General features: G+C 68.5%; 23 protein-coding genes and 2 pseudogenes. 12 read left to right on the forward strand and 13 right to left on the reverse strand.

The genetic code is table 11. The features are described from left to right. Positions 1-23 precede the first annotated feature (23 nt). From EJV47_RS21345 to serA, 5 genes are read right to left on the reverse strand one after another with little or no spacing between them, the layout of a single operon-like run. Complete coding sequence (locus tag EJV47_RS21345) at positions 24-500, reverse strand: hypothetical protein (RefSeq protein ID WP_126695245.1); 477 nt, start codon at positions 498-500, stop codon at positions 24-26. 12 nt (positions 501-512) lie between these two features. Continuing rightward, positions 513-1,532, reverse strand: a complete 1,020-nt coding sequence (locus tag EJV47_RS21350) for a nucleotidyl transferase AbiEii/AbiGii toxin family protein (RefSeq protein WP_126695246.1) — start codon at positions 1,530-1,532, stop codon at positions 513-515. A 15-nt stretch (positions 1,533-1,547) separates the two neighbouring features. After that, positions 1,548-2,135 (reverse strand): hypothetical protein, encoded by a 588-nt coding sequence (locus tag EJV47_RS21355; protein WP_126695247.1) that lies wholly within the window; start codon positions 2,133-2,135, stop codon positions 1,548-1,550. Between the two features lie 18 nt (positions 2,136-2,153). After that, a complete protein-coding gene (locus EJV47_RS21360) occupies positions 2,154-2,750 on the reverse strand; it encodes a hypothetical protein (protein WP_126695248.1) in 597 nt (198 codons plus the stop codon). Between the two features lie 8 nt (positions 2,751-2,758). Next, positions 2,759-4,666 (reverse strand): phosphoglycerate dehydrogenase, encoded by a 1,908-nt coding sequence (gene serA, locus EJV47_RS21365; protein WP_126695249.1) that lies wholly within the window; start codon positions 4,664-4,666, stop codon positions 2,759-2,761. Between the two features lie 203 nt (positions 4,667-4,869). Here serA and EJV47_RS21370 point away from each other — a divergent pair, with 203 nt between their 5' ends. Continuing rightward, complete coding sequence (locus EJV47_RS21370) at positions 4,870-5,184, forward strand: hypothetical protein (protein WP_126695250.1); 315 nt, start codon at positions 4,870-4,872, stop codon at positions 5,182-5,184. 8 nt (positions 5,185-5,192) lie between these two features. Beyond that, positions 5,193-5,600: a hypothetical protein gene (locus tag EJV47_RS21375; protein WP_126695251.1), complete on the forward strand. Its 408-nt coding sequence runs from the start codon at positions 5,193-5,195 to the stop codon at positions 5,598-5,600. 80 nt (positions 5,601-5,680) lie between these two features. On the opposite strand, the gene EJV47_RS21380 is transcribed toward EJV47_RS21375, so the two are convergent. Continuing rightward, positions 5,681-6,001, reverse strand: a complete 321-nt coding sequence (locus EJV47_RS21380) for a hypothetical protein (RefSeq protein ID WP_126695252.1) — start codon at positions 5,999-6,001, stop codon at positions 5,681-5,683. A 132-nt stretch (positions 6,002-6,133) separates the two neighbouring features. Here EJV47_RS21380 and EJV47_RS21385 point away from each other — a divergent pair, with 132 nt between their 5' ends. Further along, complete coding sequence (locus EJV47_RS21385) at positions 6,134-6,772, forward strand: hypothetical protein (protein WP_126695253.1); 639 nt, start codon at positions 6,134-6,136, stop codon at positions 6,770-6,772. Between the two features lie 3 nt (positions 6,773-6,775). Here the strand turns inward: EJV47_RS21385 and EJV47_RS21390 are convergent, their stop codons facing one another. Beyond that, positions 6,776-7,186 (reverse strand): DUF983 domain-containing protein, encoded by a 411-nt coding sequence (locus EJV47_RS21390; protein WP_243651254.1) that lies wholly within the window; start codon positions 7,184-7,186, stop codon positions 6,776-6,778. Between the two features lie 146 nt (positions 7,187-7,332). Beyond that, positions 7,333-7,827, reverse strand: a complete 495-nt coding sequence (locus EJV47_RS28160) for a helix-turn-helix domain-containing protein (RefSeq protein ID WP_165903865.1) — start codon at positions 7,825-7,827, stop codon at positions 7,333-7,335. A 45-nt stretch (positions 7,828-7,872) separates the two neighbouring features. Between EJV47_RS28160 and EJV47_RS28165 the strand changes: the two are divergent. After that, positions 7,873-7,970: pseudogene (locus tag EJV47_RS28165) on the forward strand. 31 nt (positions 7,971-8,001) lie between these two features. Here the strand turns inward: EJV47_RS28165 and EJV47_RS29165 are convergent. Then, a pseudogene (locus tag EJV47_RS29165) lies at positions 8,002-8,196 on the reverse strand (AraC family ligand binding domain-containing protein); the annotation flags it as partial. 123 nt (positions 8,197-8,319) lie between these two features. Between EJV47_RS29165 and EJV47_RS21400 the strand changes: the two are divergent. The 5 genes from EJV47_RS21400 to EJV47_RS21420 all read left to right on the forward strand — a co-directional run bounded on the left by EJV47_RS21400 (position 8,320) and on the right by EJV47_RS21420 (position 12,918). Continuing rightward, entirely contained in the window at positions 8,320-9,345 is a 1,026-nt protein-coding gene (locus tag EJV47_RS21400; RefSeq protein WP_243651256.1) for a transglutaminase-like domain-containing protein, read from the forward strand. A gap of 159 nt (positions 9,346-9,504) precedes the next feature. After that, positions 9,505-10,701 (forward strand): helix-turn-helix domain-containing protein, encoded by a 1,197-nt coding sequence (locus EJV47_RS21405; RefSeq protein WP_126695255.1) that lies wholly within the window; start codon positions 9,505-9,507, stop codon positions 10,699-10,701. Between the two features lie 405 nt (positions 10,702-11,106). After that, positions 11,107-11,652: a hypothetical protein gene (locus EJV47_RS21410; protein WP_126695256.1), complete on the forward strand. Its 546-nt coding sequence runs from the start codon at positions 11,107-11,109 to the stop codon at positions 11,650-11,652. Between the two features lie 164 nt (positions 11,653-11,816). Further along, complete coding sequence (locus EJV47_RS21415; RefSeq protein WP_165903866.1) at positions 11,817-12,392, forward strand: YceI family protein; 576 nt, start codon at positions 11,817-11,819, stop codon at positions 12,390-12,392. A gap of 121 nt (positions 12,393-12,513) precedes the next feature. After that, positions 12,514-12,918, forward strand: a complete 405-nt coding sequence (locus EJV47_RS21420) for a DUF3224 domain-containing protein (RefSeq protein ID WP_126695258.1) — start codon at positions 12,514-12,516, stop codon at positions 12,916-12,918. On the opposite strand, the gene EJV47_RS21425 is transcribed toward EJV47_RS21420, so the two are convergent. Further along, complete coding sequence (locus EJV47_RS21425; RefSeq protein ID WP_126695259.1) at positions 12,887-16,444, reverse strand: PAS domain-containing protein; 3,558 nt, start codon at positions 16,442-16,444, stop codon at positions 12,887-12,889. The genes EJV47_RS21420 and EJV47_RS21425 overlap by 32 nt on opposite strands. A 186-nt stretch (positions 16,445-16,630) precedes the next feature. Beyond that, positions 16,631-17,449 carry a pyrroline-5-carboxylate reductase gene (gene proC, locus EJV47_RS21430; RefSeq protein ID WP_126695260.1) on the reverse strand — a complete coding sequence of 273 codons (819 nt, stop codon included), beginning with the start codon at positions 17,447-17,449 and terminating at the stop codon, positions 16,631-16,633. Between the two features lie 146 nt (positions 17,450-17,595). On the opposite strand from proC, the gene EJV47_RS21435 reads away from it, so the two are divergent. Both EJV47_RS21435 and EJV47_RS21440 read left to right on the forward strand, forming a co-directional pair. Further along, positions 17,596-20,625 carry an ATP-binding protein gene (locus EJV47_RS21435; RefSeq protein ID WP_126695261.1) on the forward strand — a complete coding sequence of 1,010 codons (3,030 nt, stop codon included), beginning with the start codon at positions 17,596-17,598 and terminating at the stop codon, positions 20,623-20,625. Positions 20,626-20,993: 368 nt separating this feature from the next. Then, positions 20,994-21,536, forward strand: a complete 543-nt coding sequence (locus tag EJV47_RS21440; protein WP_126695262.1) for a DUF6799 domain-containing protein — start codon at positions 20,994-20,996, stop codon at positions 21,534-21,536. A gap of 327 nt (positions 21,537-21,863) precedes the next feature. Here EJV47_RS21440 and EJV47_RS28170 read toward each other — a convergent pair whose 3' ends face one another. Next, complete coding sequence (locus EJV47_RS28170) at positions 21,864-22,007, reverse strand: hypothetical protein (RefSeq protein ID WP_165903867.1); 144 nt, start codon at positions 22,005-22,007, stop codon at positions 21,864-21,866. A gap of 4 nt (positions 22,008-22,011) precedes the next feature. Further along, positions 22,012-22,374, reverse strand: a complete 363-nt coding sequence (locus tag EJV47_RS21445) for a hypothetical protein (protein ID WP_126695263.1) — start codon at positions 22,372-22,374, stop codon at positions 22,012-22,014. A gap of 148 nt (positions 22,375-22,522) precedes the next feature. Between EJV47_RS21445 and EJV47_RS21450 the strand changes: the two genes are divergently transcribed. Beyond that, entirely contained in the window at positions 22,523-24,427 is a 1,905-nt protein-coding gene (locus EJV47_RS21450) for a WG repeat-containing protein (RefSeq protein WP_126695264.1), read from the forward strand. The last annotated feature ends 57 nt before the right edge of the window (positions 24,428-24,484 follow it).

Consider the following 24,484-nt stretch of genomic DNA (forward strand, 5'->3'; position numbering starts at 1 on the left):
GGCAGCGTAGCCGGGGCATCGTTCTAGTCGCCCTGCTGCAGCCAGGTGTAGCGCCGCCCGTCCCAGTACACCAGCCCGCCCGAATACTGCTCGTCGGTGGCCAAAATGAGCAGACCGGGCCGCCGCAGTGGCACGGTGCGGGTGCCGGCCAGGTCGCCGTTGGGCTGCGTGCGGGTGACTTCGGCGGTTTTGGCCCGGTACAGCTTCCACTCCGTGAGCCAGCTGAAATTGTCGCCACCGTTGCCGAAGCGGCGGCCGGCGCCCAGCACCACCGGCGCGGCCTTGCCCTGGTGCAGCACCACGATGCCGCGGCGCTGCTGCCGGTCCGTCACCAGTACGGCCACGTCGGTTTTGCCGTCCCCGTCGAAGTCGGCTTGCTGGGTGGCGGGCTGCAGGTAGGCCGTGCGGGTGTAGCTGCGGCCCAGGCCGGCGGCCTGCCAGCGGGCTTCGGCCCAGGCGGGCAGGGGAGGGGCAGGGGGCGGAGCGGTGAACAGGAGCATAGAATCAGGTATTTACTTAAACCACTGCCAGATCCGGTCGAGCAGGCTCCAGTGCCGGGCAGCGGCCTTGTCGAGGGTGTTGCCGGCGTGGTAGCGTAGGGTAGCCGTTTGGGTGGCCACGGCGGCCGGCAGCCAGCTGGGCCGGGGCACCGCGGCCAGCTCCGCCCCGAAACCCGCCGCCTCAAACGCTGCCCGCACCTGCGCCGCGAAGTCGGGCAGCGTCTCGGGCAGGGTGCTGACGTTGATGATAGTTGGGGCCGTTTCAACGTACCAGTACTGGCGCGGGCCGCGCAGGCCGTGCCGCCAGTAGTTCCAGGCGGCCTCGGCGCTGGGGTCGGCAAATAGCCGTTCGAGGCGGCCTTCCACCAGCCAGTGCAGGCGGCCGGGGTCGGTGCCATCGGCGCGGCACTCGGCCAGCAGGGCCTGCAGGGTTTGCTGGCGGACGGCGGCGGTATAAGTGGCGTGGCCCAGCAGGTGCAGCAGGTCGAACAAGTCCTTGAAGCGCGGGCGTACCAGCGTCTGGTGAATTTTCCAGGCTACCTGCAGGGCCAGCGGGGCGGAATATGGCACCACGAACGGGGCGCCCTGCAGCGGCTGGTAGCGCAGCGGCACGCTCGGCACGCTCAGCGGCAGGTTGAACGATACGTCCAGCGGCAGCTCCTGCAACTCCCCGTCGCCGAGCCAGTAGCCCAGGTCGGTATTGACGGTGGGAAAATCGTCGGCCATGGCGTAATCAATCATGCGCCAGAACGCGTTTTCGCGGAAGCTGCGGAAGCGCACCCCGTCGCCGAGGTCCAGCTCGGTCACGCGGGTGGCCCAGTCGTTGAGGGTCTGCTGGGCCGCGGCCGCGTCGGGCAGGTGCTCCAGGCAGAGCCAGTCCATGTCGCCGGGCAGGCGGTCGGCGGGGTCGTCGAAGTACTGCCGCGTGACGTAGCTACCCTTGAGCAGGAAGGGCAGCTCCAGCTGGGCGGCCCGGCGCAGAAAGGCCTCGTACACGATGATTTCGCGGCGTTTATCGTCGGATAGCTGCATAAGGGACCAAGGTAATCAGGTAGTGAGCCAGCCGCGGTCCAGCCCGGCGTTGCTGTCGTAGAGGCAGCACTCGGCCTGGCTTTTCTGCACCGGCCAGCTGGCCTGCAGGGCCCGCGTCAGCGCGGCCACGCGGGCCTCGAAGGTGGCCTGGGTGCCGTACTCGCGCAGGGTCACAATGCGGGTGCCGGCGGCGTCGCGCAGGCCATTGGCCGAAAGGTGCGCCCCGTGCCGCTGGCACAGGGCCAGCAGCTCCGCCGCCCGCTCGTAGGCCACCTTGCCGTGCCACTCGAAGTAGGGCTGGTAGGCCGCGCCGGCCCCGGGCGTGGCCAGGTGGCCGCCCGCCAGCGGCACCTCGATTTTGACGCGCTGCACCGCGAAGCCGCCCGCTTGGAGCTGCCGGGCATCGGCGGCGGCCAGGGCCAGGGCGGCGGGTAGGTCGGGCAAGGGCTGCACCTTGCTGAGCATGGGCTGCTGCATGACGGCGCCCCGCGCCAGCTCGATGAGCAGGGGCTTGGCGTCGAGCTGTCGGCACAGCGCCACGAAGCCATCGAGTTGGTCGTCGGGCAGCGGGGCAGTGGTCAGGTGCAGCTCGAAGGGCGTCATCGAAAGTGAAAAAGCAGCTTACGGCCGCATCTTATAAGCCTTATCTACCTGCGTAAAGTACTTGTCGAGCAGGATGTGAGCGGCCTGGGTGGTAAACAGCTCGTCCTGTAAATACAACGTGGAATCAGTTACCAGCCGCGGACCGTTGCGCCGCAGCAACTGCGCGACGCAGCGCTTCAGCGTAGCCGGTTCGAATGGCCCCTGCATGTAGTCCAAGACATGCAGGCAGGCTACTACTGGCTCGCCCGGGTCGGTGCTATGGAGCAGCAGGCGCACGAAGAAGGGCAGGTGCCGGGTGCAGTCGTAGGCGCTGCAGGCCCAGATGAAGTTGGCGGTGTAGCCCGCGTTGGCGGGGTCGGCAATGGCCCGCATCAGCGGCCGCAGTACCCGCTCGTCCTGCACGGTTTCGAACAACCGGCTGATAAAGTACTTGGTTTCGAAGTGGGGCGTGGCCGCCAGCCGCTTCATCAGCAGCCCGACGGCCTTCTTCCGCGGCTGCTCCAGCTCGTGCAGTACCTGCCCGAATTCCTCGGCCAGCGCGGCATTGCCGGCGGCCTTGGCTTCGCGCAGGTACTGCTGCGCCCGTTGACGGTGGGTCAGCCGCTTTGTCGCCATGCTACGGCTTAGTACAGCACCCGGAACTTGATGGTGTGCTCCACCTCGCGCAGGGCCTTGATGACTTCCTGGTCGTACTCGCGGTTCACGTCGGTAATCACGTAGCCGATGTGCTCGTTGGTCTTCAGGTACTGGCCGAGGATGTTTACCTGGTGGGCGGCCAGCACGTTGTTGATGCGGGCCAGCACGCCGGGCACGTTGGCGTGGATGTGAATCAGGCGGTGGGCATCCTGCTGGGCCGGCAGCCGCAGGTTGGGCAGGTTCACGCTCTGTTGGGTGTTGCCGGTGTTGATGTACTGCATGATGCGCTCCGGCACAAACTCGGCGATGTTGCGTTGGGCCTCGGCCGTGCTGCCGCCGATGTGGGGCGAAAGCAGCACGTTCGACAGGCCCCGCAGCTCGTTCTCAAATGTCTCGGCGTTGGTCTTAGGCTCGTACGGAAACACGTCGACGGCGGCGCCACCCAGGTGGCCGCTGCGCAGAGCCTCGGCCAGGGCCGGCACGTCGACGACGTGGCCGCGGGCGTTGTTGATGAGCAGAGCGCCGGGCTTCATCTGGGCCAGCTCGGCGGCGCCGATGAGGTTGGTGTTTTCCTTGCGCCCGTCCACGTGCAGGGTCACCACGTCGGCCTGTTGCAGCAGCTCGGTGAGGGTGCGGCACTTCACCGCGTTGCCCAGCTGCAGCTTCTCGGCAATGTCGAAGTAGAGCACCTGCATGCCCAGGTTTTCGGCCAGCACCGACAGCTGGGCCCCGATGTTGCCGTAGCCCACGATGCCCAGCTTCTTGCCGCGCACCTCAAAGGCCCCGGCGGCCGACTTGTCCCACTCGCCCCGGTGCATCTTCTCGCTCTTGACGGGCAGGCGGCGGGCCAGACTGATGATTTCGCTGATGGTCAGCTCCACCACCGAGCGGGTGTTGGAGAAGGGCGCGTTGAACACGGCAATGCCGCGCTGCATGCAGCCCACGAGGTCAATTTGGTTGGTGCCGATGCAGAAGGCGCCCACGGCAATGAGGCGGTTGGCCCGCTCCAGCACCCGCGGCGTCACCTGCGTCTTGGAGCGGATGCCCAGGATGCTCACGCCCTCGATGCGCGCCATCAGCTCCTCCTCATCCAGCCCGCCCGGCACGATTTCCACCTGGTAGCCCTCCTCCCGGAACAGCCGCTCGGCGGTGGGTTCGATGTTTTCGAGCAGCAGAGCCTTGATGCGGTTCTTGGGGTAGGAGAGGGTCATCGGGAGCTTATTCTGGTAGAGGAATTCGTCGAAGGTGGGCGCAATCTTGTCGGCGTTGGCCACCACGGCGGGCCGGGCCACGTTTTCGGTGAAGGCATAAAAGCGGTGCGCCATGCCGGCTTCGCGGATCTGGTAGTCGGTAATACCGTCGCCGAGCACGTACACTTCGGCCCCTTCCAGGCCCATTTGTTCCAGCTGCCGGATTTTGCCGCCGTCCTGGCTGAGCGGGTTCGTGGGGTCGAAGCCGGTGATGTTGCCGGCCTCGTCGAAGGTGAAGGTGTTGGCCAGCACCTGCTCGGCCGGAATGCCGAACTCGGCCACCACCGGCACGATAAACTCGCGGAAGCCGCTGCTGACGATGTAGATGCGGCCCGGCGCGTGCTCGTGAAAAAACGCCTGGTTGCGCCGGATGCTGTCCGATACCTTGGTGCGCAGGTGCTGCACCAGCTCGTCGAGGTGCTCCCGGCGGGCGGGCAGCAGGGCAATGCGCCGTTTCAGCGACTCACTAAAGGAGAGGGAGCCGTCCATGCCCGCGTCGGTCAGGGCTTTGATGTCGGCCACTACCTGGGCGCGCTCGGGGCGGCCGCGGAGGGCAATGTCGGCCAGCTCGTCCAGGGCTTCTACCTGGGTAAAGGTGCTGTCGAAGTCGATTACCAGAAAGGGTAAAGGCGCGGGTGCAGTCATGGCCGCAATATCGGGCAGAATAGCTTGCGCCGCGGCCCGGGCGGCAGATAATTGCGGCGGGCCGCGGCGGCTGGCCCGGGCGGCGGCCAAAAACCGCCGGTTCCGCTGCAACCATCGGCCCCCGTTCGGGCTCCTGCCAGCGGAGCCCGCGGGCAGCGGGTGCCTACTTCTGATTAGCTCATTTCAATCAACCTCCACGTATTATGCGGCAGCTTTTACTTATCGGCGCCTTGGCCGGCCTGGCTACCACCGCGCAGGCGCAGGCCTGGGAAACCTCGGCGCACCTGACCGGCGGCGGCTTCAACTTCCGCGGCGCCTCGGCCGAGCGGGCGTCGATATTGAATATGTACCGGACAAACGTTGTCAGTCCAACAGGCAGCACCGGCTACACCAACAACCCCTACGGCGCCCGGCCGGGCCTGTCGTACGGGGTAGCCCTGCAGCAGCAGCGCGTCACCAAGGGCCGGCTGCTGCTGGGGCTGCAGGCCGGCTACGAGCGGCTGCGCAGCCGCTCGTAGCCGGCCTGGTGCTGCTCTACTACTCGGGGGCCGATTACCTGCCCACGCTCAGCGGCCGCACCCACCTCATCAACGAGTTTGTCAACGTGCACCCGTTCGTGGGGCGGCGCTTCGGATTGGGCAAGGCGCTGAGCGTGGACGTAAGCGCCGGGGCCGACCTGGGCCTGCTGCTGCACAGCCAAGAAAAAGGCCGGGCCACCGATGAGCAAGGACAAACCCTAAGCAGTAACCTGGAGCGGCCTCAGCCGGGCCTGGACGTGCGCCCCCGGCTGAACCTGACCACCTACTACAAGCGCGCCGGGCTGAGCCTGGGCTACTCCCACGGCCTGACCAACTACCGCCGCAGCTGGGTGGGCGGCGTCAACGAGGCCTACGCGCAGGTGTGGCGCCTGGGCGTGGTGTACCGGCTGCGCTGAGGCCGCAGCCGTCGTTAAAACGGAAGCGCCCGACGTAAGGCTACGTCGGGCGCTTCGCGTATCGGGGGATAAGCCGGGGCTTAGTCGTCCATTTTGGCTTTCGACTTGCGGCGCTTGTCTTTCACCTTCACGTCGTCGGTGCGGGGCGACACGGTGCTCTGCGTCACGCCGGAGCCGGCTTGCGTCTGGATGCTGGAGCCGCCCGTCGTGGTCGATTCCACCGTCGTGGTGGTGGTTTCGGTGGTCGTGGAGGCCGGGGCGGGCTGCACGATTACCGGGGCCGGGGCGGGCGTAGCCGGGGTAGTGGTGGTTTGCTGGGTGGTCGTCGTGGTGCGGGTCTGGGCAGTGGCGGCGGTAGCGCCGGTGGCCAGCAGAGCGGCAAGTACGAGGAGCTTTTTCATGGCTAGGTCGAGTCTTGGTTGAAACCGGCCTGCCCGTTCGGGCGGGCCGATGCCTAGCTTAAACGGAAATCCGCGGTTGAGGTTGGAGTAGGGCTCGCGCCGACCCGCCCGCCGCCGTTTCTTTGGCCGCCGATGCGCCTGCTACTTCTCCCGGGGCTGCTGGCCGGCAGCGTCGCGGCCCCGAGCCAGACCACCCCGCCCCAAACCGCTCCCGCCTACCGGCTGGAAACCATCACGGCCGCCGCTGCCGCGCCCTCGGCCGCCGATACGCTGCTGCGCCTGCCCTGGCCCCTGACGCAGGTGGTAGCCAAGCGGCGCGGCACGCTCACGCTGCCCCTGCGCAGCGGCGCCAAAACCCTGCGCGACTACCACCAGCACACCGATTTCGACGGCCAGGTGGGCTACCAGCACCACGGCTACCTGGCCGCCGTGCGGCTGCACCTCGTCGAAGTCACGTACTACGAAAGCACCGAGTGGTGGCTCGTGTCGTACGATACTGGGGCGGTGACGCGTCTCTGGAACCGGCCGCAGTTCTCGCCCAACCAGCAGCGGGTAGCTACCTACTCGGCCGGGCTGGAATACAGCGCCGTGCCCAACGGCGTGCAGGTATTTCAGGTGACGCCGGGCCGGCTGACGCCGCTGGTAACGCTGCGCCCCGACGGCTGGGAGCCGCAGCGCCTGGCCTGGCGCGACAACCGCACGCTGGACGTACAGGCCAAAGTCGGCCCGAACCTGGAGCACACCGTGTACAAGCGGCTGACCTTGCGCTGAGGCCTACCGGTCCGTGCTACGCGGATTGGCCGGCCGGGCCCCGCGCGGCGCGTAGCTCACGCCCCCAAACAAATACAGCATCAGGGCGCGGGAGTAGCGGTACACCAGCGGGGTGGTCAGCAGCGTGACGACGGCCACCGACACGATGTAGGCCCACAGCGGCGGGTCGCCGGCCAGGTAGTAGAGCACCACGCCGACCAGGGCAAACACGGCCACGGCAAAGCCGAAGCTGATGTACATGGCCCCGTAGTAGAACCCGGGCTCGGGCTCGTAGGTCTGCGCGCACACGGGGCAGTGGGCGGGCATGTCGGCGAAGTGGGCCACGTTCAGGGCCGAATGGGTAAACAGCGGCCCCTCGTGGCAGCGCGGGCACTTGAGCTGCAGCAACGACTGGGTGGACGATTCAGTAGCCATAACAAAGCGGCGGAAAAGTTGACGGAACGAGCACCGCCCGGGGCGGGGCCAGCCGCCGCGAGTGGGCGGCGGCTTTGTTTCTACGGCAAAGTTACCAGGGCGGCGCTCGGCCATTGCGGACTACTTCCGGGCAAGTCCGGTACAAATCACCGCTGCTGGCGGTACTGCTCGGGCGGCTGGCCGGCGTACTTGCGGAAATAGCGCCCGAAATAGCTCGCGTCGTCGAAGCCCAGCTCGTGGGCCACTTGTGCCACCGACAGGGCCGAGTGCGTGAGCAGGCGCTGGGCCTCCACCACCACCCGCTCGTGAATGAGGGCGCTGGCCGTTTTGTTGAGCACGCGGCGGCACACGGCGTTCAGGTGACCCGCCGTCAGGTGCAGCAGCTCGGCGTACTCCTGCACGGTGCGCCGGGTGCGAAAATGCTGGTTCAGCAAGGCCCCGAACTGCCGCACCTGCTGCTGGGCCAGGGCCGCCCCGCCGCTGGCCTCGGCCCCGAACTGCCGGGCCGCCAGCTCCAGCGTCAGCAGCAGATAGGCGCGCACCACCTCGTCCTGCTGGGGCTGGGCCGTGCGGGTTTCGGCGTGCAGGCGGCGCAGCAGCGGCAGCAGGGCCGGCTCGTCGGGGGCGGGCAGGTAGAGCACCGGCGGGTGGCGGCCGTCGAAGAAGGGGTACTCGTAGAGGCGCGGGCCGGGGTAGCGGAACAGGTAGAACTCGGCGCTGAAAAACACCACGTAGCCGTCGGCCTCGGGCGGCAGCTGCCAGTGGTGCACCTGCCCCGGCGCCAGAAAAAACACGCTGCCCGGCTCCAGCGCGTAGCTTACCTGGTCGATGGTGTGCGTGCCCCGGCCCTGGGTGACGTAGATGAGCAGGTAGAAGTCGTGGGCGTGCGGCGCGCGTACGTGCGGAAAGCGGGCCAGGTGCTCGGCCAGCCCGGCCACGTAATAAGGCCGCGGCAGCGCGGGGGCGGGAAATGAGTCGAGGGCGAGGACGGGCGGGGCAGTGGGCTTCATCGGGCGGCGGAAATTAGCAGGAAAGCCGCGGCAGCACGTTGTTCGCGCTACGACGCGGTACCTTTGTCCGCTGTTTTCGCGCGCCGGCCAAACTTCTGCCCCCGCTCGACGGTCTACCTAACCATGTCCATCCGTTTCTCGGTGGGGCGGGCCCGCGCCGGGCTGCTCGTCACCTGTACTTCGCTGCTGATGCTCACCGCTGCCCAACCCGCCGCGCCCGTGGTGCCGTGCGTGCGCACCTTTGCCCTCGATTACCAGGCCACCGTGGCCGCCGCCCCGGCCGGAGCCCGGGCCCTCGATTTGTGGCTGCCCGTGCCCCACGACGACGCCTCGCAGGACATCCGCGAGCTGAAAATCGACTCGCCGTATCCCTTTGATATTCGCCCCGGGCAGTACGGCAACCGCGTCCTGCACCTGCGCCTGAGCCCGGCGTCGGCCCAGCCGTTTACCGTGGCCCTGCACTGCCAGGTGACGCGCCGGGAGCACACCAACCCGCTGCTGCCCCCGGCGCCCGGCCGCAAAGCCCCCAAAGAAGCAGCCGACCCCGACCTCAACCGCTGGCTGGCCCCCGACCGCCTCGTGCCCCTCGACGACTCCATCCGGGTGTGGGCCCGGCGCGTGGTGGCCCAGGCCGGCGCCCGCACCGAGTTGGAACAGGCCCGCGCCATCTACAACCACGTGGTGGGCACCGTGAAGTACGACAAGAGCGGGCAGGGCTGGGGCCGCGGCGACATTTACTACGCCTGCGACGCCCGCCGCGGCAACTGCACCGACTTTCACGCCCTGTTTATCGGCTACTGCCGGGCGCTGGGCATTCCGGCCCGCTTCAGCATCGGCCTGCCGCTGCCCGCGGAGCGCGGGCAGGGCGAGGTGAAGGGCTACCACTGCTGGGCCGAGTTCTACACCAAAACCACCGGCTGGGTGCCCATCGACGCCTCCGAGGCGGCCAAGAACCCCGACAAGCGCGAGTACTTCTTCGGCCACCACGACGAAAACCGGGTGGAGCTGACCCGCGGCCGCGACCTGACGCTGACGCCGCCCCAGCAGGGCGAGCCGCTGAACTACTTCGTGTACCCCTACGCCGAGCTGGACGGCCGCCCCTATTCGGGCCTCAGCCACCAGTTCCGCTACCGCGACGCCACGGAATAAGGGGCAGGAACCCGGGTTGCGGAACCAGCCCAGGATATGGCCCGCACGCCGTGGCGCTAATCAAGTCTGGCGTTTCGGGGCCCCGTGAACAGCTCCGGGAAATCAGGAATTGCTTTTAAGAGCCGATTCTTCCTTCTTCGCTCTTCATTCCTCATTCCCTTGCAGATACCGTTTACGCCCGTCGTGGTGCTGCTGCTGGCCGTCATGGCCCAGGCCGTGTTTGCGGCGGGGCTGCTGTGGGCGGCCCCGCACAACCGCCGCCCCAACCGCCTGCTGGCCCTGCTCATGCTGGCCTTTGCCCTGTGGATTCTCGACGGGTTTTTCCGCGCGGCCAACATCTACGGGCAAAATCCCAACTGGTATTTCGCCCCGATTTACTATTCCTTCGCCTTTGGGCCGCTGCTGTACTTCTACGTGCGCAGCCTCACCAACCACGACTTCCGCCTGGAGCCGCGCCACCTGTGGCACTTCGGACCGGTGCTGCTGCAAGCGGGGCTGTACCTGGCGCTGCGCTTCGCGGATTACCCCAGCCGGGCCTGGTTCTGGGAGCAGGTGCACCGGCCCTACACCTACCGGCTGGAGTTTATCGGCACCTGGGTTTCGCTTATGCTCTACCTCGGCCTGAGTTTGCGCCGCCTGCGCCACTTCGGCCGCTACCTCGACGACAACTTCTCCGAAACCTCGCAGCTGCGCCTGCGCTGGCTGCGCGTGCTGCTGGTGCTGCTGGCCGTGGTCAGCGCCCAATGGCTGGCCGAGGTGCTGCTGCGCGAGTTTGGCGGCCTGTACTACCGCTACGACTACTCCACCGAGCTGCTGGGCGTGGTAGTGCTGCTCATCGGCGTGGTGGGCCTGCGCCAGGCCGACATGCGCGCCGTGCACTTCGAGGCCGCCGAAACGGAGCCGGAGTTCCCCGCTGCCGCCACCGGACCGGCCGCCTCCGCAGCAGCAGCAGTGGCCGCTCCGGCCCCGGTGCCCGCGCCGCTGGCCGCGCCGCGCGAAGTGGCCGCGGTGGATGCTGCCGTGCAGGAGCGCATTCGGCGGGCCTTGGAAGACGAGCAGCTCTACCGCAACCCCACGCTTACCCTGGCCGAGCTGGCCGCCCACACCGGCCTGCCCGCCCGGCTGATTTCCTTTACCGTCAACCAGGGCTTCGGCAAGTCCTTCAACGACCTCGTCAACGGCTACCGCGTGGCCGAAGTGCAGCGCCGCCTTGCCCGTACCGACGACGCCCAGCGCCTCACCCTGCTCGGCATTGCCTTTGAAAGCGGCTTCAACTCCAAGACCACCTTCAACCGCATCTTCAAGCAAGCCACCGGCGTAGCCCCGAGCGAGTTTGGCCGGGGAAAGGAAGAGTAGGGAAGAAGAAAGAGCGTCATGAAAGCGGCCGTCATCCTGAGGCGCAGCCGAAGGACCTTCCTCGCACACCGCACCGCCGCAGGTGACAATGCTCCGACACTACTTCGTCAGCACGACAAAAGCGCAGCTGCCACGGCCCGGTTATTCGGGCTGCAGCTGCGTTCCTACTTTGCCACCACTAAAAGCGTCTGCCCTTCGTCGGTAGCGGCGGTGCAGGGTGCTAGGCAGGGCCTTGGCTTAGCCTTCCTTCGGTTCGCTCTGCTCAGGACGACGTTTTTTCCTCACCTCACTACCCCAGATAGTCCCAAAACACGCTTTGGGACGTTCCACTTCCGCCGCTGGGGCGCTTGGCGGGGGCCGCGGGGCCACTTTTGGACCGTCGTTCAACCCCAACCGAACCCGGCCATGAACCGCCTCCTTACCGCTCCGCTGCTGGCCCTGCTGCTGACGCTGCACCTGCCCGCCGCCGGCCAAACGCCAGCGCCGCCCGCTGCCTGGACCAACCACCGCCGCGTGCTGCCCGACAAGCTGCGTGAGCTGCCCGTGGGCCTCTCGCTCTGGCACACGCCCAACCCCAACTACCCCGAGCCCAACCCCGCGCAGCCCGGCGGCTTCGTGTGGAAGCACAGCACCGTGGTGCGCGCCGACGTGGCCGACCTCACCATCGTGGAGTGCGGCAGCTTTATCTGGTACAACGAGGCCGGCTGGCAGCAGAACATGCGCGAGACGCCCGCCGAGTTTGCCGAGTTGTTCGGCTGCCCCGGCGGCCAGCTGCGGCAGGGCCAAGTCTACACCTTCCCGAAAAACTACCGCTACGCCGACAGCAGCCGCGGCCTCTACGGCGGCGACGCGCTCTGGTACATCCTGGCCCGCGACCAGCAGGGCCGCCTCTACAAAGGCTACGGCCTCCTCGAAACCGAAGCCACCGTGCGCCCGACTGCCGCCCCCTAGGGCCGGTATCGGATCGGTGGACGATGCTTGCCGGCCCGCGTTGGAACGCGGGCCGCATTGCCCCACCACGTGAGAGGGTCAGCGTAGGCTGCTGCCCGGATTCCCTTTCCGTAGGACTCGGCTCTGCCGGCCAAATCCTGCGACGAACCAACTCAACTTTTCCCATGAAAATCCTGCTGATTATGTTGCTGGCCACCGCCGCGCTGGCCTTCCGCCCCGCCACCACTGCCTACACCGCCCGGCCCGCCGACAGCCGCCTGAGCTGGACGGGCCACGCCGAAGTGGGGAGCTACGCGCCCACGGGCACGGTGGCCCTGCGCAACGGCCGCTTCGAGTACGACGGTACCCGCCTGCGCGGCGGCCACTTCGTCGTCGACCTCACGGCCCTGCGCCACGACAACGCCCAGCTGCAGGAGCACCTGCGCGGCGCCGACTTTTTCGACGTGGCCCGCTTCCCGACGGCCGAGCTGCGCCTGCTGCCCAGCCCCGCCGGCCAGGCCCGCGGGCAGCTCACTATCCGGGGCGTGGCCCAGCCCGTAAGCTTCCCGGTGCGCATCAGTCGCCTGCCCGGCGGGCAGCTGCGGGTGCAGGGCACGGCCACCCTCGACCGCACCCGCTTCGGCATCCGCTACAACTCCGCCAGCTTCTTCGCCGGCCTCGGCGACCAGGCCATCCGCAACGACTTTCAGCTCACCTTCGACGTGCTGGCGGCGGCTGATGCGTCGGTAGTTAAGAAATAGGTAAGAGGTTGATGAATTGGATAGGAGGGTAGTAATTGCTATTTATTTTAGTATAAATTGAGCTATATATTTAAGGGTGACTTATCTTCGTAGCCGACCACGCTAACCACCACCAACGGCTATGAACGAACGCGCATTGAGTACCCTGGAGCTGGAAACCTGGCGGGAGCAGGCCTGCCACGAAATCGACGGGCAGGCGGTGCTGGCCCGGGCCAGTGCCACCCAGCACTTCCGCGGCGACATTGAGGGCACCGGGCAGTTGGAAGTGCTGCTGACGTACCACCCCGATGGCTCGGCCAGCTCCGTGGGGCTGGAGCGGGTAGTGGGCCGCGTGGGCGGGCGCGCCGGCTCCTTCGTGCTGGAGCACACCGGCAGCGTGGAAGACGGCGTGAGCAAGGCCAACCTGGCCGTGGTGCCCGGCTCGGGCACCCAGGACCTGGGCGGGCTGCGCGGCCGCGGCTGGGTGGTGCGCCGCCCCGGCCGCTCGGCCGCCCTTACCCTGGAATACGAGTTTCTGGGGCCGTGAGCGGCTGCCCCGCCGGTGCCGGCGGGGCGGCCAGGGCGGCTGGCAGCGTACCGGGCAGATACAGCTGAAACACCGTGCCCGTCTGCACCTCGCTCTCTACTGCCAGGTAGCCGCCCAGCTGCTGCACAATGCGGTTGACCAGGTACAGGCCCATGCCCGAGCCCTCCACGTGGTCGTGGAAGCGGCGGAACATCTGGAACAGCTCCTTGTGGTGCCGCGCCAGATCAATGCCCAGGCCGTTGTCTTGCACGCGCAGCACCGGCACGCCACCCGGGGCCAGGGCGGTGCTGAGGCGCACCCGCGGCGGGCGGCCCGGCACGGCGTACTTCAGGGCGTTGCTAAGCAGGTTGTAGAGGATGCTCTTGAGGTTGGGCCGCACAAACTGCAGGGCCGGCACCGCCGCAAAATCCAGCTCGAACCCGGCTCCCAGCGCCTCAGCCTGGCTTTGCAGGCCGCGAATGACCTCGCGGGTGAAGGGCAGCAGCTCGATGGCCTCGGCCGGCAGCTGCTCGTGCTGGCGCTGCACCTGCACCACGTCCGAGAGGTCCTGGATAGTGCCGTGCATCTGGTGCAGGGCGTGCTCAAACATGCCCATCAGGGTGTGGGCCGCGGGGTCGGCGAAGGTGGCCGTGCGCATCAGCTCCTGGAAGATGCCCGCCATGTTGGTAACGGGCTGCTTCAGGTCGTGCGAGGCGGTGTACACGAAGTTGTCCAGGTCCTGGTTGATGCGGCGCAGCTCGGCGTTCTGGGCCTGTAGCTGCTGCTGGGCCTGCTTGAAGTCGTGGATGTCGGTGCTGGTGCCGAACCACTTCAGCACCTGCCCCTCGGGATTGCGCATGGGGGTGGCCCGGTGCAAAAACCAGCGGTATTCCCCGGAGCGGGCCCGCAGCGGGCTTTCCTGCTCGTAGTCCTGCCCCGACTGCATGGCCGCCATAAACTTGCCCACGATGGTGGTGGCCAGCTCGGCCGGCACCAGCTCGGCCCAGCCGAAGCGCAGCGCGTGCTCCACCGACGTGCCAGTCAGCTCGGTCCAGCGCTGGTTCAGGTAGTCGAGGCGGCCGTCGGGCTGGGCCGTCCACACCACCTGCGGAATGCTTTCGGCCATAAAGCGGAACTGCGCCTCCGAGCGCAGCAGCTCCTGCTGCAGCTCCCGCTGGGCGTGGTTGTCGACCAGCGTGCCGTACCAGCGCACGGCCTGCCCGTCGGCGCCCAGCTCGGGCACGGCCCGGCACACCTGCCAGCGGTACTGCCCGTCGGGGTGCAGCAGGCGGTACTCGAACTCCAGCGGCGCGTTCCGGGCAATGGCCTGGGCGTACACGGCGCGGGTGGGGGCCTGGTCGTCGGGGTGCATGAGCGTGGGCCACACCGCGTCGATGTCGGTGCCGGCGGGGTAGCCCGTCACCTGGTGCCACTGCGGGCTGACGTACTCCAGCCGCATGTCGGGCGAGAGGATAAAGGAGACGGCCGGCAGCGCCTCGGTCATGCGGCGCAGCTGCTCACTGCGCTGGTTTACCTCGGCCTGCAGCTCCTCCGCCCGCTGGCGGGCCAGCACCTGCTCCGTCATGTCGACGGCGAAGGCGAGGATGCCGCGGGTTTCGGGGCGGTGGGCCAGGGCCGGCAGCAGCTGGTAGGAGAAGCTGAAGTAGCGCGTTTCGAGCTGCCCGGTGGCGGGGCTCAGCAGGTCGACGCGCTGCTCCAGGGCCGTGTACGGCTCCCCGGTGCGGTACACCTCGTCGAGCACCTGCACGAAGCCCTGCTCGGCCAGTTCGGGCTGGGCATCGGCCACGCGCCGGCCCAACTGCACCCGCTCGCCCCCCAGCGCCTGCATCTGCGGCGAGACGTAGGTGTAGCGGTGCTCGGGGCCCTCCATGGTATTGACGATGGCCGGCAGCCCGCGCAGCATGCGCTGCAGCTGCTCGTCCTTCTGCTCCAGCTCCTGCAGCAGCTGCCGCTGGTCGTGCATGTCGACGCTGGAGCCGTACCAGCGCTGCACCTGGCCCGCGGCGTCGAGCAGGGGCACGGCGTGGGTGAGCACCCAGCGGTATTCGCCGTTGCGCCCGCGCAGCCGGTACTCGCCCGACCAGGGCTGGCGCCGGCGGCGGCCCTGGTCAAACAGCTCCCGCATGCGCGGCTGGTCCTCGGGGTGCACGGGCTCCTCCCAGTGCGCAAGGGCCTGGGCCGCTTCCTGCCCGGTGTAGGCCTGGCGCTGCGGGTTCACGTAGAGCATGCGCCCCTCGGGGTCGGTGATGTACACGTACAGCGGCAGCGACTCGACCAGCAGGCGAAACTGCTCGGCCTGCTGGCGTACTTCCGCCTGCAGCTCGGCGGCGCGCTGCTGGGCCTGCACCCGCCGCGTCACATCGACGCCGAACACCAGGATGCCGGTGGGCGTGCCCTGCTCGTCGGTCAGGGCCTGGAAGGAGCCGTCGAAGTAGCGCAGGGCCACCGAGCCGTCGGCGGCTGGGGGCTGGGGCATGGGCACCTCGTTGAGCTGCACGGCCTGCCCGGTGCGGTACACCTGGTCGAGCAGTTCCGCCATGCCGTTGCGGGCCAGCTCGGGCAGCACCGAGGCGGCGGGCACCCCCGGCCGCGCCTGGGAGCCCAGCAGGGCCGTGCTCCGCTCGTTGAGGAAGGTGTACACGTGCTCGGGGCCGCTGAGCGTGGCCACCTGCGCGGGCAGCAGCTGCAGAATCTGCTGCAGCAGGCGGTCCTTCTCGGTCAGCTGCTGCTGGCTGAGCTTCTGCTCGTGGATGTCGGTGCCGGTGCCCACCCAGGCCGTAATGCGGCCCCCGGCGTCGCGCCGGGCCACGGCCTGCACCAGCAGCCAGCGGTACTGGCCGTCGTGGCGGCGCAGGCGGTACTCCACCTGGTAGTCGAGGCCGGTGGCCAGGGCCTGCTGCCAGGCCGCGCCCACGGCGGGTTGGTCGTCGGGGTGAATGTCGTTGAGCCAGCCCCAGTCGCGGGCCTGGGCCAGGGTGCGGCCGGTGAAGCGCAGCCACCAGGGGTTCTGGTAGTCGGCCGTGCCATCGGGGCGGGTGGTCCACATCATCAGCGGCAGCTCCTCCAGCAGAAAGCGGGTCTGGTTGGCGCTTTCGGCCAGCTCGCGCTGCATCTGCTGGTGCCGCTCGGTCACGTCCTCGGTTTCCTGCAGAATAAAGCGCAGCCGGCCCTGCTCGTCGAGGATGGGGTGGTGGGTGGCCTGCCAGTAACGCTCCTCCAGGCCGCCGCCCTGGGCCGCGGGCCGCTCCAAGTCGTAGCGAATCAGCGGCATGGTGTGCGGCTCCAGGTGGCGGCGCACGTGCTCCAATGAGGCCCGCAGCACGTCGGCCTGGTTCTGGTCGGCGGCGGGGTAGGCCTCAAACAGCGGGCGGCCCACCACCTCGGCCCGGCTTTTCATCGACACGGCGGCGTGGCGCGCCGTGTGGTCGACGATGGTAGCGGCGGCGTCGGGGGCGAGCAGCAGGAAATTGCCCGGCAGGTACCGAAACAGGCTCAGGTAGTCAGACGAGGTGGTGGGGGGCACCATGAGGCTTGCAGGAAATCAAAGCGGAGAACGGCAGGGGCAATCCGGACCGGACGCGGCAAGCGGGTACGAAGGCAGGCAAAAGATACCTAAATAAACCGCCCCGGCTCCGTACGAGGCCCAAGCCAGCGGGCCGACTGGCTAAAAAAGCCCCCCTAGATAGCCGCTGCTGTGGCTGCGGCCCGCCGCTTAGCCTTCGTGGTAAAGCTTGCCGGCTTTGTCGGCCGACACCTTGATGCCCTTGATCAGCGCCGAGCTAAAGCCCTGGTGCTCCATCTCGTTCAGCCCGGCAATGGTGCAGCCCTTGGGCGAGGTAACCTTGTCGATTTCCTGCTCGGGGTGGGAGGCCAGCTGCAGCAGCAGGTCGGCGGCGCCCTTGGCCGTCTGGGCGGCCATAGTCAGCGCGTCGTGGGCGTGGAAACCGATTTCGGTGCCGCCCTGCGAGGCGGCCCGGATGGCGCGCAGGAAAAAGGCCACCCCGCAGGCGCACAGGGCCGTGGCCGAGGTCATCAGCTCCTCCTGAATGCGCACGCTCACGCCCACCGTGTTGAACAGCCGCTCCACCAGGGCCACGTCGTCGGCCGGGGCGTCGTCGGCCGCCACGCAGGTCATCGACTGGCCGATGGCAATGGCCGTGTTGGGCATGGCGCGCACCACCCGCGCGGGCAGGCCCAGCCGCGCCCGGATGGCCGCGCAGCTCACGCCCGAAGCCACCGAAATCAGCAGCTGCCGGGCCGGGTCGAGGTCGGGCCGAATCTGGTCGAGCAGCTGATCGAGCTGCTGGGGCAGCACGGCCAGCACCACCAGCGCGGCCCCCCGGATGGCGGCGCGGTTGTCGGCCGTGGTGCGGTAGCCGGCCTGGGCCAGCGGGGCCAGGGCAGCGGCGTTGCGGCGGGTCAGGGTTATCTGGTCGGGGGCGGTCAGGCCGGCTTTCACCAGCCCCTTGGCCAGCGACAAGCCGATGTTGCCGCTGCCCAGAATGGCAATGTTCGGGGAGGTCGTGTTCATAGCCTGCAATAGTAGCGCCCCGGCCCCGATTCTTTCGCACCGCGCCACGCGCCATTCGCCCAGCAAAAGGCCCGGTTGGGCGAGAAGGGTCCGCCAGGCTGCCCGCGGGCCAATAATTTCGAAGTTGAGTTACTGAGCCCCGACGCATGCTTGCCCCTGATTCCGACGCCCCTATTGCCGATTTGACCGCCGCCCTGGCCCGTGCCGAGGCGCGCAACGCCGAACTATCCGCCGCCCTGCAGCAGGCCACCGACCAGGCCGCCGAGGTGGAGCGGCAGCTGGCCGCCGTGGCCGAGTACGTGCCCGTGGGCCTGCTCTACGTGGGTCCCGACCAGCTGATTCGCACCGTCAATGCCCAGTACCTGAGCTTGCTGGGCCTGGAGGGCGAGGCGGCCGACTGGCGCGGCCAGCCCGCCGACCGCCTGGCCGATCTGGTGGGCCACCACCGCGTGCTCGTCCACGGCCAGCCCCTGCGCAGCCCCCGCCCGGATGCCCTCGTGCTGCCCGACGGGGTGGTGCTGCGCCGCCAGCAGCAGCCCCTGCCCGACGGGGCTTACCTGGAGCACCTCAGCGACGTGACGCAGCAGGATCTGGGCGAAGGCATGCTGGCCGCCGCCAGCATGCCCGAGCAGTGCCCGTACCCCATCATCCGCTACGCCCTCGACGGGGAGGTGCTCTACGCCAACCCGGCCGCCTGGCGCGTGCGCCAGCAGCTCAACGACGAAGGCCAGCAGCAGGCCCGCGGCCAGATCTTCCGCCTGGCGGCCCGGGCCGTGGAGGCCGGCGAAGCCCGGCAGCTGGAAATGATGATTGGCACCCGGCAGTTTCTGGCCTACGTGGCGCCCTTCGCTGCCGCGGGCTACCTCAACGTGTACCTGCTCGACATCACCGAGCGCCACGACGCGCAGGCCCAGACCCGCGTGAGCGAGGCCCGCCTGCAGGAGCAGCAGCAGTTTACCCAGCACATCCTCGACACCGTGCCCAATACCATTCTGGTGCGCACGGCCAGCGGGCAGGAGGTCTTTACCAACCGCGCCTTCCGCGAGCTGCACAGCCGCAGCCTGCAAACCCACGAGGAGGAGATGCAGCAGCTGCGCGAGGCCGTCGGGCGGGTGCTGCGCACCGGGCGCGACGAGGCCCTGACCGGCTCCATCATCCTGCACACTGGCGAGGTACGCTGGCTGCACATCGACCTGCGCCGCCTCACCCGCCCCGACGACGAGGCGGCCATCCTCATCGTCTCCACCGACGTGACGGCCCTGACCGAGGCCCAGCGCGAGCTGGCCCGCAACGAGCGGCGCTACAGCGAGCTGATGAACTACGCCCAGGCTCTCATCTGGACCCACGACCTCGACGGGCGCCTGCTCTCGGCCAACCCCAGCCTGGGCGAGCTGCTGGGCCTCGCGCCCGAAGCCGTGGTAGGCCGCCCCCTGCAGGACGCCTTCGACGCCGACCACCACGCGGCCGTGCAGCACTTCCTGCAGCACATCCAGACGGCCGGCGAGTACACGGGCGTGGTGAAGCTGCGCGACCAGCGCGGCGGCCTGCACTACGTACAGCAGTTCAGCCGCCTGATGGAGGAGCCCGGCGAGGAGCCGCAGGTTATGGCTTTCGGCCACGAAATTACCGAGCGGGTGCTGGCCGGCCGCGCCCTGCAGCAGGCCAAGGAAGCCGCCGAAGCCTCGGCCACGGCCCGGGCCAACTTCCTGGCCAACATGAGCCACGAAATCCGCACGCCGCTGAACGGGGTGCTGGGCATGGCCACGCTGCTGGCCAAAACCCAGCTGGACCACCGCCAGAGCCACTACCTCGACGTCATCCGCTCCTCGGGCCAGCACCTGCTGGGCGTCATCAACGACGTGCTGGACATGGCCAAAATCAGCTCCGGCAAGCTGGAGCTGGCCGAGGAAGCCTTCAACCTCTGCGACTCCATGGGCGCCGCCATTCAGCCCCTGGTGCTGCAGGCCGCCCAGAAGGGCCTCACCTTCAGCGGCACCCCGCTGCGCACCAGCTGCCTCTACCCCTGGATTATGGGCGACGCGCACCGGCTCAATCAGGTGCTTATCAACCTGACGGCCAACGCCATCAAGTTCACGCCCGCCGGCGGCCACGTCGACGTGGTGGGGCGGCAGGTTTCGGAAACCGACAGCACGCTCACCGTGGAGTTCCGGGTGACGGATACCGGCCCGGGCATCGCGCCCGACCGCGTGGAGCGCATCTTCGACTCCTTCACCCAGGCCTACGCCGATACCTCGCGCAAGCACGGCGGCACCGGGCTGGGCCTGACCATCTCGCGCGCCCTGGTGGAGCAGATGGGCGGCACGCTCACGGTGGAAAGCACCGTGGGCCAGGGCAGCACTTTCGCCTTCACCGTGACTCTGCCCAAGGCCGAGCGCGTGGCCCCCGCGGCGGCCCCCGACCTCGATACCGGCGCCCTGCGCGGCAAGCGCGTGCTGCTGGTGGAAGACAATGAAATCAACCGCGACGTGGCCCGCCTGCTGCTCGAAGACTGGGGCGTGGTGGTGGAAGAAGCCCACAACGGCGAGCAGGGCGTGGAGCAGTTCTTCGCCCAGCCCTACGACGCGGTGCTGATGGACATTCAGATGCCCGGCCTCAACGGCCTCGGCGCCACCGCCCGCCTGCGCCAGCACCCTGACGCCCGCCGCGCCGCCACGCCCATTGTGGCCCTGACGGCCAATGCCTTCCGCGAGGACAACGAGCAGTACCTGGCCGCCGGCATGAACGCCTGCCTGGCCAAGCCCTTCGAGGAAGCCGACCTCTACCAGGTGCTCTGCGACGTGCTCAGCCACGCCGCCGCCGCTCCGGCTGAGCCGGCCTACAACCTCGGCCCGCTGCGCGACATGGCCCGCGGCAAGGAGGCTTTCGTGACCAAGATTATCCGCTCCTTCCTCACCAACATGCCCGAGAGCCTGGCCGCCCTGCAGGCCGAAGCCGCCGCCGGCCACTGGCCCGACGTAGCCCGCACCGTGCACCACATCAAGCCCAACCTGGTGGCCCTGCGCGTCACCGGCGTCGACGGCCCGGTGGCCCTGCTGGAGCAGTTCCGCCACGATGTGCCCGTGCACCTGCCCGCCGCCGAGCTGCAAGCCGCCGCCCAGCAGCTGGCCGCCGCCGTGCAGCGCGCCCTCGACGAGCTGCCCCGGGAGCTGGAGTAAATGAGTGGATGAGCGGATGAGTGGATAATAGCAGAACGTCATCCTGAGCAGAGCGAAGGACCTTCCTCGCACCCTGCACCAACTAAGAAGCGCAGCCACCAACGCCCATTCGTCCGGGCGTGGTGGCTGCGCTTTTGTCGTCGCGGCAAATTAGGGTTTGCCCCTTAGCATCAGCGGTGGTGTAGGGTGCGAGGAAGGTCCTTGGCTGCGCCTTCCTTCGGTTCGCTCTGCTCAGGATGACGTTCTGCTATTATCTACTCATCCACTCATCTGCTCATCCAAAACCCAACGCCGGGCGGCGCGGCGCATCGTATTGCCGGCTGGCGCCGTATTTGCTGTTCGCGCCTCCTTTCACCTTGCTTTTTACCATGCTCCACCGCGTCCGTTGGTTTCTTTTCTGTCTAGGGCTGTGCAGCGCGCTTACGGCGCAGGCCCAAACGGTCAGCAACGACGGCTTCCAGCGCCGCAACGGGCAGATGCACGTGCTGCGCAACGGCCAGCTGCGCCCGATGACGCGGGATGCGCGCCTGCCCACCGGCGCCGTGGTCACCAAGGACGGCTTCGTGCTGGGGCGCGACGGGCGGCGCACCGAATTGCGCGAAGGCCAGGGCTGCGACCTGCGCGGCAACGTAGTAGGCGTGGTGGAGCACAACGGGGCCCTGGCCCTGGCCGGGCCGCGCCGGGGCACAGCGGCTGCACCGCCCGTCGAACAGGTCCGACTGGTACTGAATGGCTTGCTGGGCGGCGGACCGCACTACGAGGAATACGACAAGAAAGCCGAGGAGTGGGCCCGGGAGCAGCGCAAGAGGGAAGAGGAGTTGCGCCGCGAAGCCGAGCACAAGCGCGAAGAGCACGCACGGGGCAAGAAGCAGAAGCACAAATGGAAGCGGGGCAAAGGCTGGGACGACTAGCAGCTCGGGCAAAGGCTAGAATTAAGAGCTAGAGGCCAGTTCCCCTCCTCAGCTGAGGAGGGGCTAGGGGTGGTTGAAAAATTAGAGTTAGAAATTACTTGCGGCAGTCAGCACGCGAGATGTCTCGCGGGGCTCGACATGACGCCCTTGTACGGCCGTGCAACGACCGGTCAACCACCCCTAGCCCCTCCTCATCTGAGGAGGGGAACTAGCCGCTAGCTCCGCAACTTAGCGTAGCTGCCTTGCCGACAACCAAACGCCCGGCCGCTCGTGGAAGAGCAGCCGGGCGTTGCTATGTGGAGCGCGTCTTGCTGGAGCGGGGAAGAACTAGCGGCGGGGAAAGAGAATGTCGAGGATGTCCTGTACCACCGAGCCGGGGCGGCGGCGGTTTTCCTCGCGCCAGTCGTACTCGGCGTCGTAGGCCCGGTCGCCGTGCAGGATGAAGGCCCCCGGCTCCAGGCGTACGCCCACCAGGCTACCGCAGGGGCGGGGGCTGCTGGCCGGGCGGACGGTTGGGGTACCAGATTCGGCATTCCCCGGGCGGCGGGTAGTGGCCGCGGGGCACGCCCTCGAGCCGGCGCGGCCCCACCGTGCCCGCGGGCGGGAAAATGACGCGGCCCAGAATGCCGCCCATCGCCGTGCCCCCGCGCGCGTTCCGGTCGTCGTTGCCGCGGCCTTTGTACCGCTCGTCGTCCTTATCGCGGTCCTCGTACTTCTTATCCTTTTCGCCCTTGTGCTCCTTCTTGTCGTTGTCCTTGTCGTTGCCGCGGCCCTGGGCCCAGCCGGCGGGGCCGGCGAGCAGCAGGCCCAGGGTGAGCAGTAGCGTGGAATGTGTCATCGGGAAGAGCGGGAAAGTGAAAGGGGGGAGCTTTACGCCGCCCCACAGGCAAAGTTTAGACCAACCTCCGCACCGCGTCGCCCTTGGCCTGCTCCTTGCCGTAGAACTCCGCTGCTGGCCTTACCCGCGCCGCACTCTTGCTTGCCCCATGTTGCACCATTTCCAGTTTGCCCCCTTCCCCGACGCCGCGCGCCAGCGCCTGTACCAGCAAGTGCTGGCCGCCCTGCAAGCCGATACCAGCGGCCCGGACACCCTGCTGCTGGGCAACTTTGCCACGGACGAAGAAGGCGCCCCGCTCGACGCGGTGGTGGTGCGGCCGCACAGCATCACCCTGCTGGTGCTGGTGCCGGGCAGCGGCCGGCTGAGCATTCCGGCCCTGACCTACGGCAGCTGGAAGCTGGATGCACAGGCCCTGCGCGGCCACGCTGCCGACGCAGACAACCCCTACGAGCAGTTTCGCCAGCAGAAGGAAGCCCTGGCCGCCTGGCTGACCCCGCAGCTGACCCCCGAGCAGGCCAACCTGCAGTTCATCACCGGCATGGTGGTGTTCGAGGGCCCCATCAGCTTCAGCCCCGACGTGGAGGAGCAGCTTAGCCAGCAGCCCGGCAGCTCCTTTCAGCTCCTGGCCGCCGCGGCCCAATTGCCCCGCCGCCTCAAGCAGCTGGCCCGCCCCGAAATCGACCTGACGGCCGACGAGCTGGCCCAGTGGGCCCGCGACCTGGCCGACGAGCCCGCGCCCGCGCCGGCCACCCCGCTGGCTGCGGCGGCCCCCGCTGCGCCGGCTTCCCCCGAGGAGGCCCCGAGCTTCTGGCGCCGGGCCTGGCGCTGGCTGGGGGCCGAGGACATCCCTGACGATACGCCCTACGGCGCTTACCCCGCCGCGCAGGTGGCGGCCAGCAGCGCCGAAAAAGAGCGGTTGGAGCGCGTGCGGCAGGAGTCGCAGGCCGAGCTGCGCCAGCAGCTGCTGGCGCTGGAGGCCCGCGAAGCCGAGCGCGAGCGGAACATGGCCGAGCTGCGGGCCCAGCTGGCCCAGGCCGCCCCGGTCACCAGCGAAGCCCAGGAGCTGCGCGAGCGGCTGGCCGCCGAAGGCCGCGAAAAGGCTGCCCTGGAAGAAGCCATGCGCGCCTCCCGGGCCGAGTCGGAAAGCCGCAACCGCGAGCTGGACGCCAAGATTCAGCAGCTCGGCAGCCTGCTCGAACAGCTCAACGCCCGCGCCACGGCCCCGCCGACGGGCAGCACTCCGGCCGCCGGCCCCGCCGCCACGGCCCGCCCCGCAGCCGCCAGCGGCCCCGCCGGCCGGCCCACTCCGGCCGCCGCGCCGCTGGCCTGGGTTTCTGCCTACCGCCGCCTGCGCGGCTGGCGCCGCCGGCTGCCCCGGTTGGGGGCGGTGCTGGGCGGCGTGGCGCTGCTGGGCCTGGGTGCGTGGGGCCTGAGCCACCTGGGCACCGATGCGCCCCGGCCCTACCAGGAAAACGGCAAGTGGGGCTTCGCCGACGCCAGCGGCAAGCCCGTGGTGGCGCCCAAATACTCCTCCGTGAGCGAGTTTCGGCAGGAGCAGGCCGTGGTGGAGCAGAACGGCGCCTTCGGCCTGGTGGATGAGAGCGGCCAGGAAGTGGTGGCGCCGGCCTACGACGCGCTCAACCCCTACGCCGGGGGCTACGCCCGGGTGCGCGTCGGCGACGCGTACACCTTCCTCGACGAGCAGGGCCAGGAGTTCGACAGCTACTACTTCAACGCCCTGGACTTCGCCGAGGGCTACGCCGCCGTGCTCGACCACCGCGGCTGGTTCTACATCAGCGGGCCGGAGGCCGAGGACCCGGCCAAGCCGCCTGTCATCTTCCGCGAGGCCTACTCCTTCCGCGACGGGCTGGCCCGCGTGCGCCTGGCCGACGGCTACACCTACATTACCAAGGATTACCTGCAGGACCCCGAGGACGGCACCGAGCCCTTCGGCCGCTACGAGCAGGCCACCGACTTCGAGAACGGCCGGGCCCGCGTGACGCAGAACGGCCGCAGCTTCAGCATTGATACCGACGGCGACGAGGTGAAGTAGGCGCGGCGCCCGGCAGGTGCCCGCGTCTTTAATAAGCCCAAACGCCCCAACCGGCCG

It is taken from the genome of Hymenobacter gummosus (assembly GCF_003970915.1).
GTDB lineage: Bacteria > Bacteroidota > Bacteroidia > Cytophagales > Hymenobacteraceae > Solirubrum > Solirubrum gummosum.

What these genes read in the sequence shown, in the direction of transcription:
- EJV47_RS21345 (WP_126695245.1), bottom strand. Translation starts at nt 500, where the DNA reads ATGCTCCTGTTCACCGCTCCGCCCCCTGCCCCTCCCCTGCCCGCCTGG.
- EJV47_RS21350 (WP_126695246.1), bottom strand. Translation starts at nt 1,532, where the DNA reads ATGCAGCTATCCGACGATAAACGCCGCGAAATCATCGTGTACGAGGCC.
- EJV47_RS21355 (WP_126695247.1), bottom strand. Translation starts at nt 2,135, where the DNA reads ATGACGCCCTTCGAGCTGCACCTGACCACTGCCCCGCTGCCCGACGAC.
- EJV47_RS21360 (WP_126695248.1), bottom strand. Translation starts at nt 2,750, where the DNA reads ATGGCGACAAAGCGGCTGACCCACCGTCAACGGGCGCAGCAGTACCTG.
- serA (WP_126695249.1), bottom strand. Translation starts at nt 4,666, where the DNA reads ATGACTGCACCCGCGCCTTTACCCTTTCTGGTAATCGACTTCGACAGC.
- EJV47_RS21370 (WP_126695250.1), top strand. Translation starts at nt 4,870, where the DNA reads ATGCGGCAGCTTTTACTTATCGGCGCCTTGGCCGGCCTGGCTACCACC.
- EJV47_RS21380 (WP_126695252.1), bottom strand. Translation starts at nt 6,001, where the DNA reads ATGAAAAAGCTCCTCGTACTTGCCGCTCTGCTGGCCACCGGCGCTACC.
- EJV47_RS21385 (WP_126695253.1), top strand. Translation starts at nt 6,134, where the DNA reads ATGCGCCTGCTACTTCTCCCGGGGCTGCTGGCCGGCAGCGTCGCGGCC.
- EJV47_RS21390 (WP_243651254.1), bottom strand. Translation starts at nt 7,186, where the DNA reads ATGGCTACTGAATCGTCCACCCAGTCGTTGCTGCAGCTCAAGTGCCCG.
- EJV47_RS21400 (WP_243651256.1), top strand. Translation starts at nt 8,320, where the DNA reads ATGTCCATCCGTTTCTCGGTGGGGCGGGCCCGCGCCGGGCTGCTCGTC.
- EJV47_RS21410 (WP_126695256.1), top strand. Translation starts at nt 11,107, where the DNA reads ATGAACCGCCTCCTTACCGCTCCGCTGCTGGCCCTGCTGCTGACGCTG.
- EJV47_RS21415 (WP_165903866.1), top strand. Translation starts at nt 11,817, where the DNA reads ATGAAAATCCTGCTGATTATGTTGCTGGCCACCGCCGCGCTGGCCTTC.
- EJV47_RS21420 (WP_126695258.1), top strand. Translation starts at nt 12,514, where the DNA reads ATGAACGAACGCGCATTGAGTACCCTGGAGCTGGAAACCTGGCGGGAG.
- EJV47_RS21425 (WP_126695259.1), bottom strand. Translation starts at nt 16,444, where the DNA reads ATGGTGCCCCCCACCACCTCGTCTGACTACCTGAGCCTGTTTCGGTAC.
- proC (WP_126695260.1), bottom strand. Translation starts at nt 17,449, where the DNA reads ATGAACACGACCTCCCCGAACATTGCCATTCTGGGCAGCGGCAACATC.
- EJV47_RS21435 (WP_126695261.1), top strand. Translation starts at nt 17,596, where the DNA reads ATGCTTGCCCCTGATTCCGACGCCCCTATTGCCGATTTGACCGCCGCC.
- EJV47_RS21440 (WP_126695262.1), top strand. Translation starts at nt 20,994, where the DNA reads ATGCTCCACCGCGTCCGTTGGTTTCTTTTCTGTCTAGGGCTGTGCAGC.
- EJV47_RS21445 (WP_126695263.1), bottom strand. Translation starts at nt 22,374, where the DNA reads ATGACACATTCCACGCTACTGCTCACCCTGGGCCTGCTGCTCGCCGGC.
- EJV47_RS21450 (WP_126695264.1), top strand. Translation starts at nt 22,523, where the DNA reads ATGTTGCACCATTTCCAGTTTGCCCCCTTCCCCGACGCCGCGCGCCAG.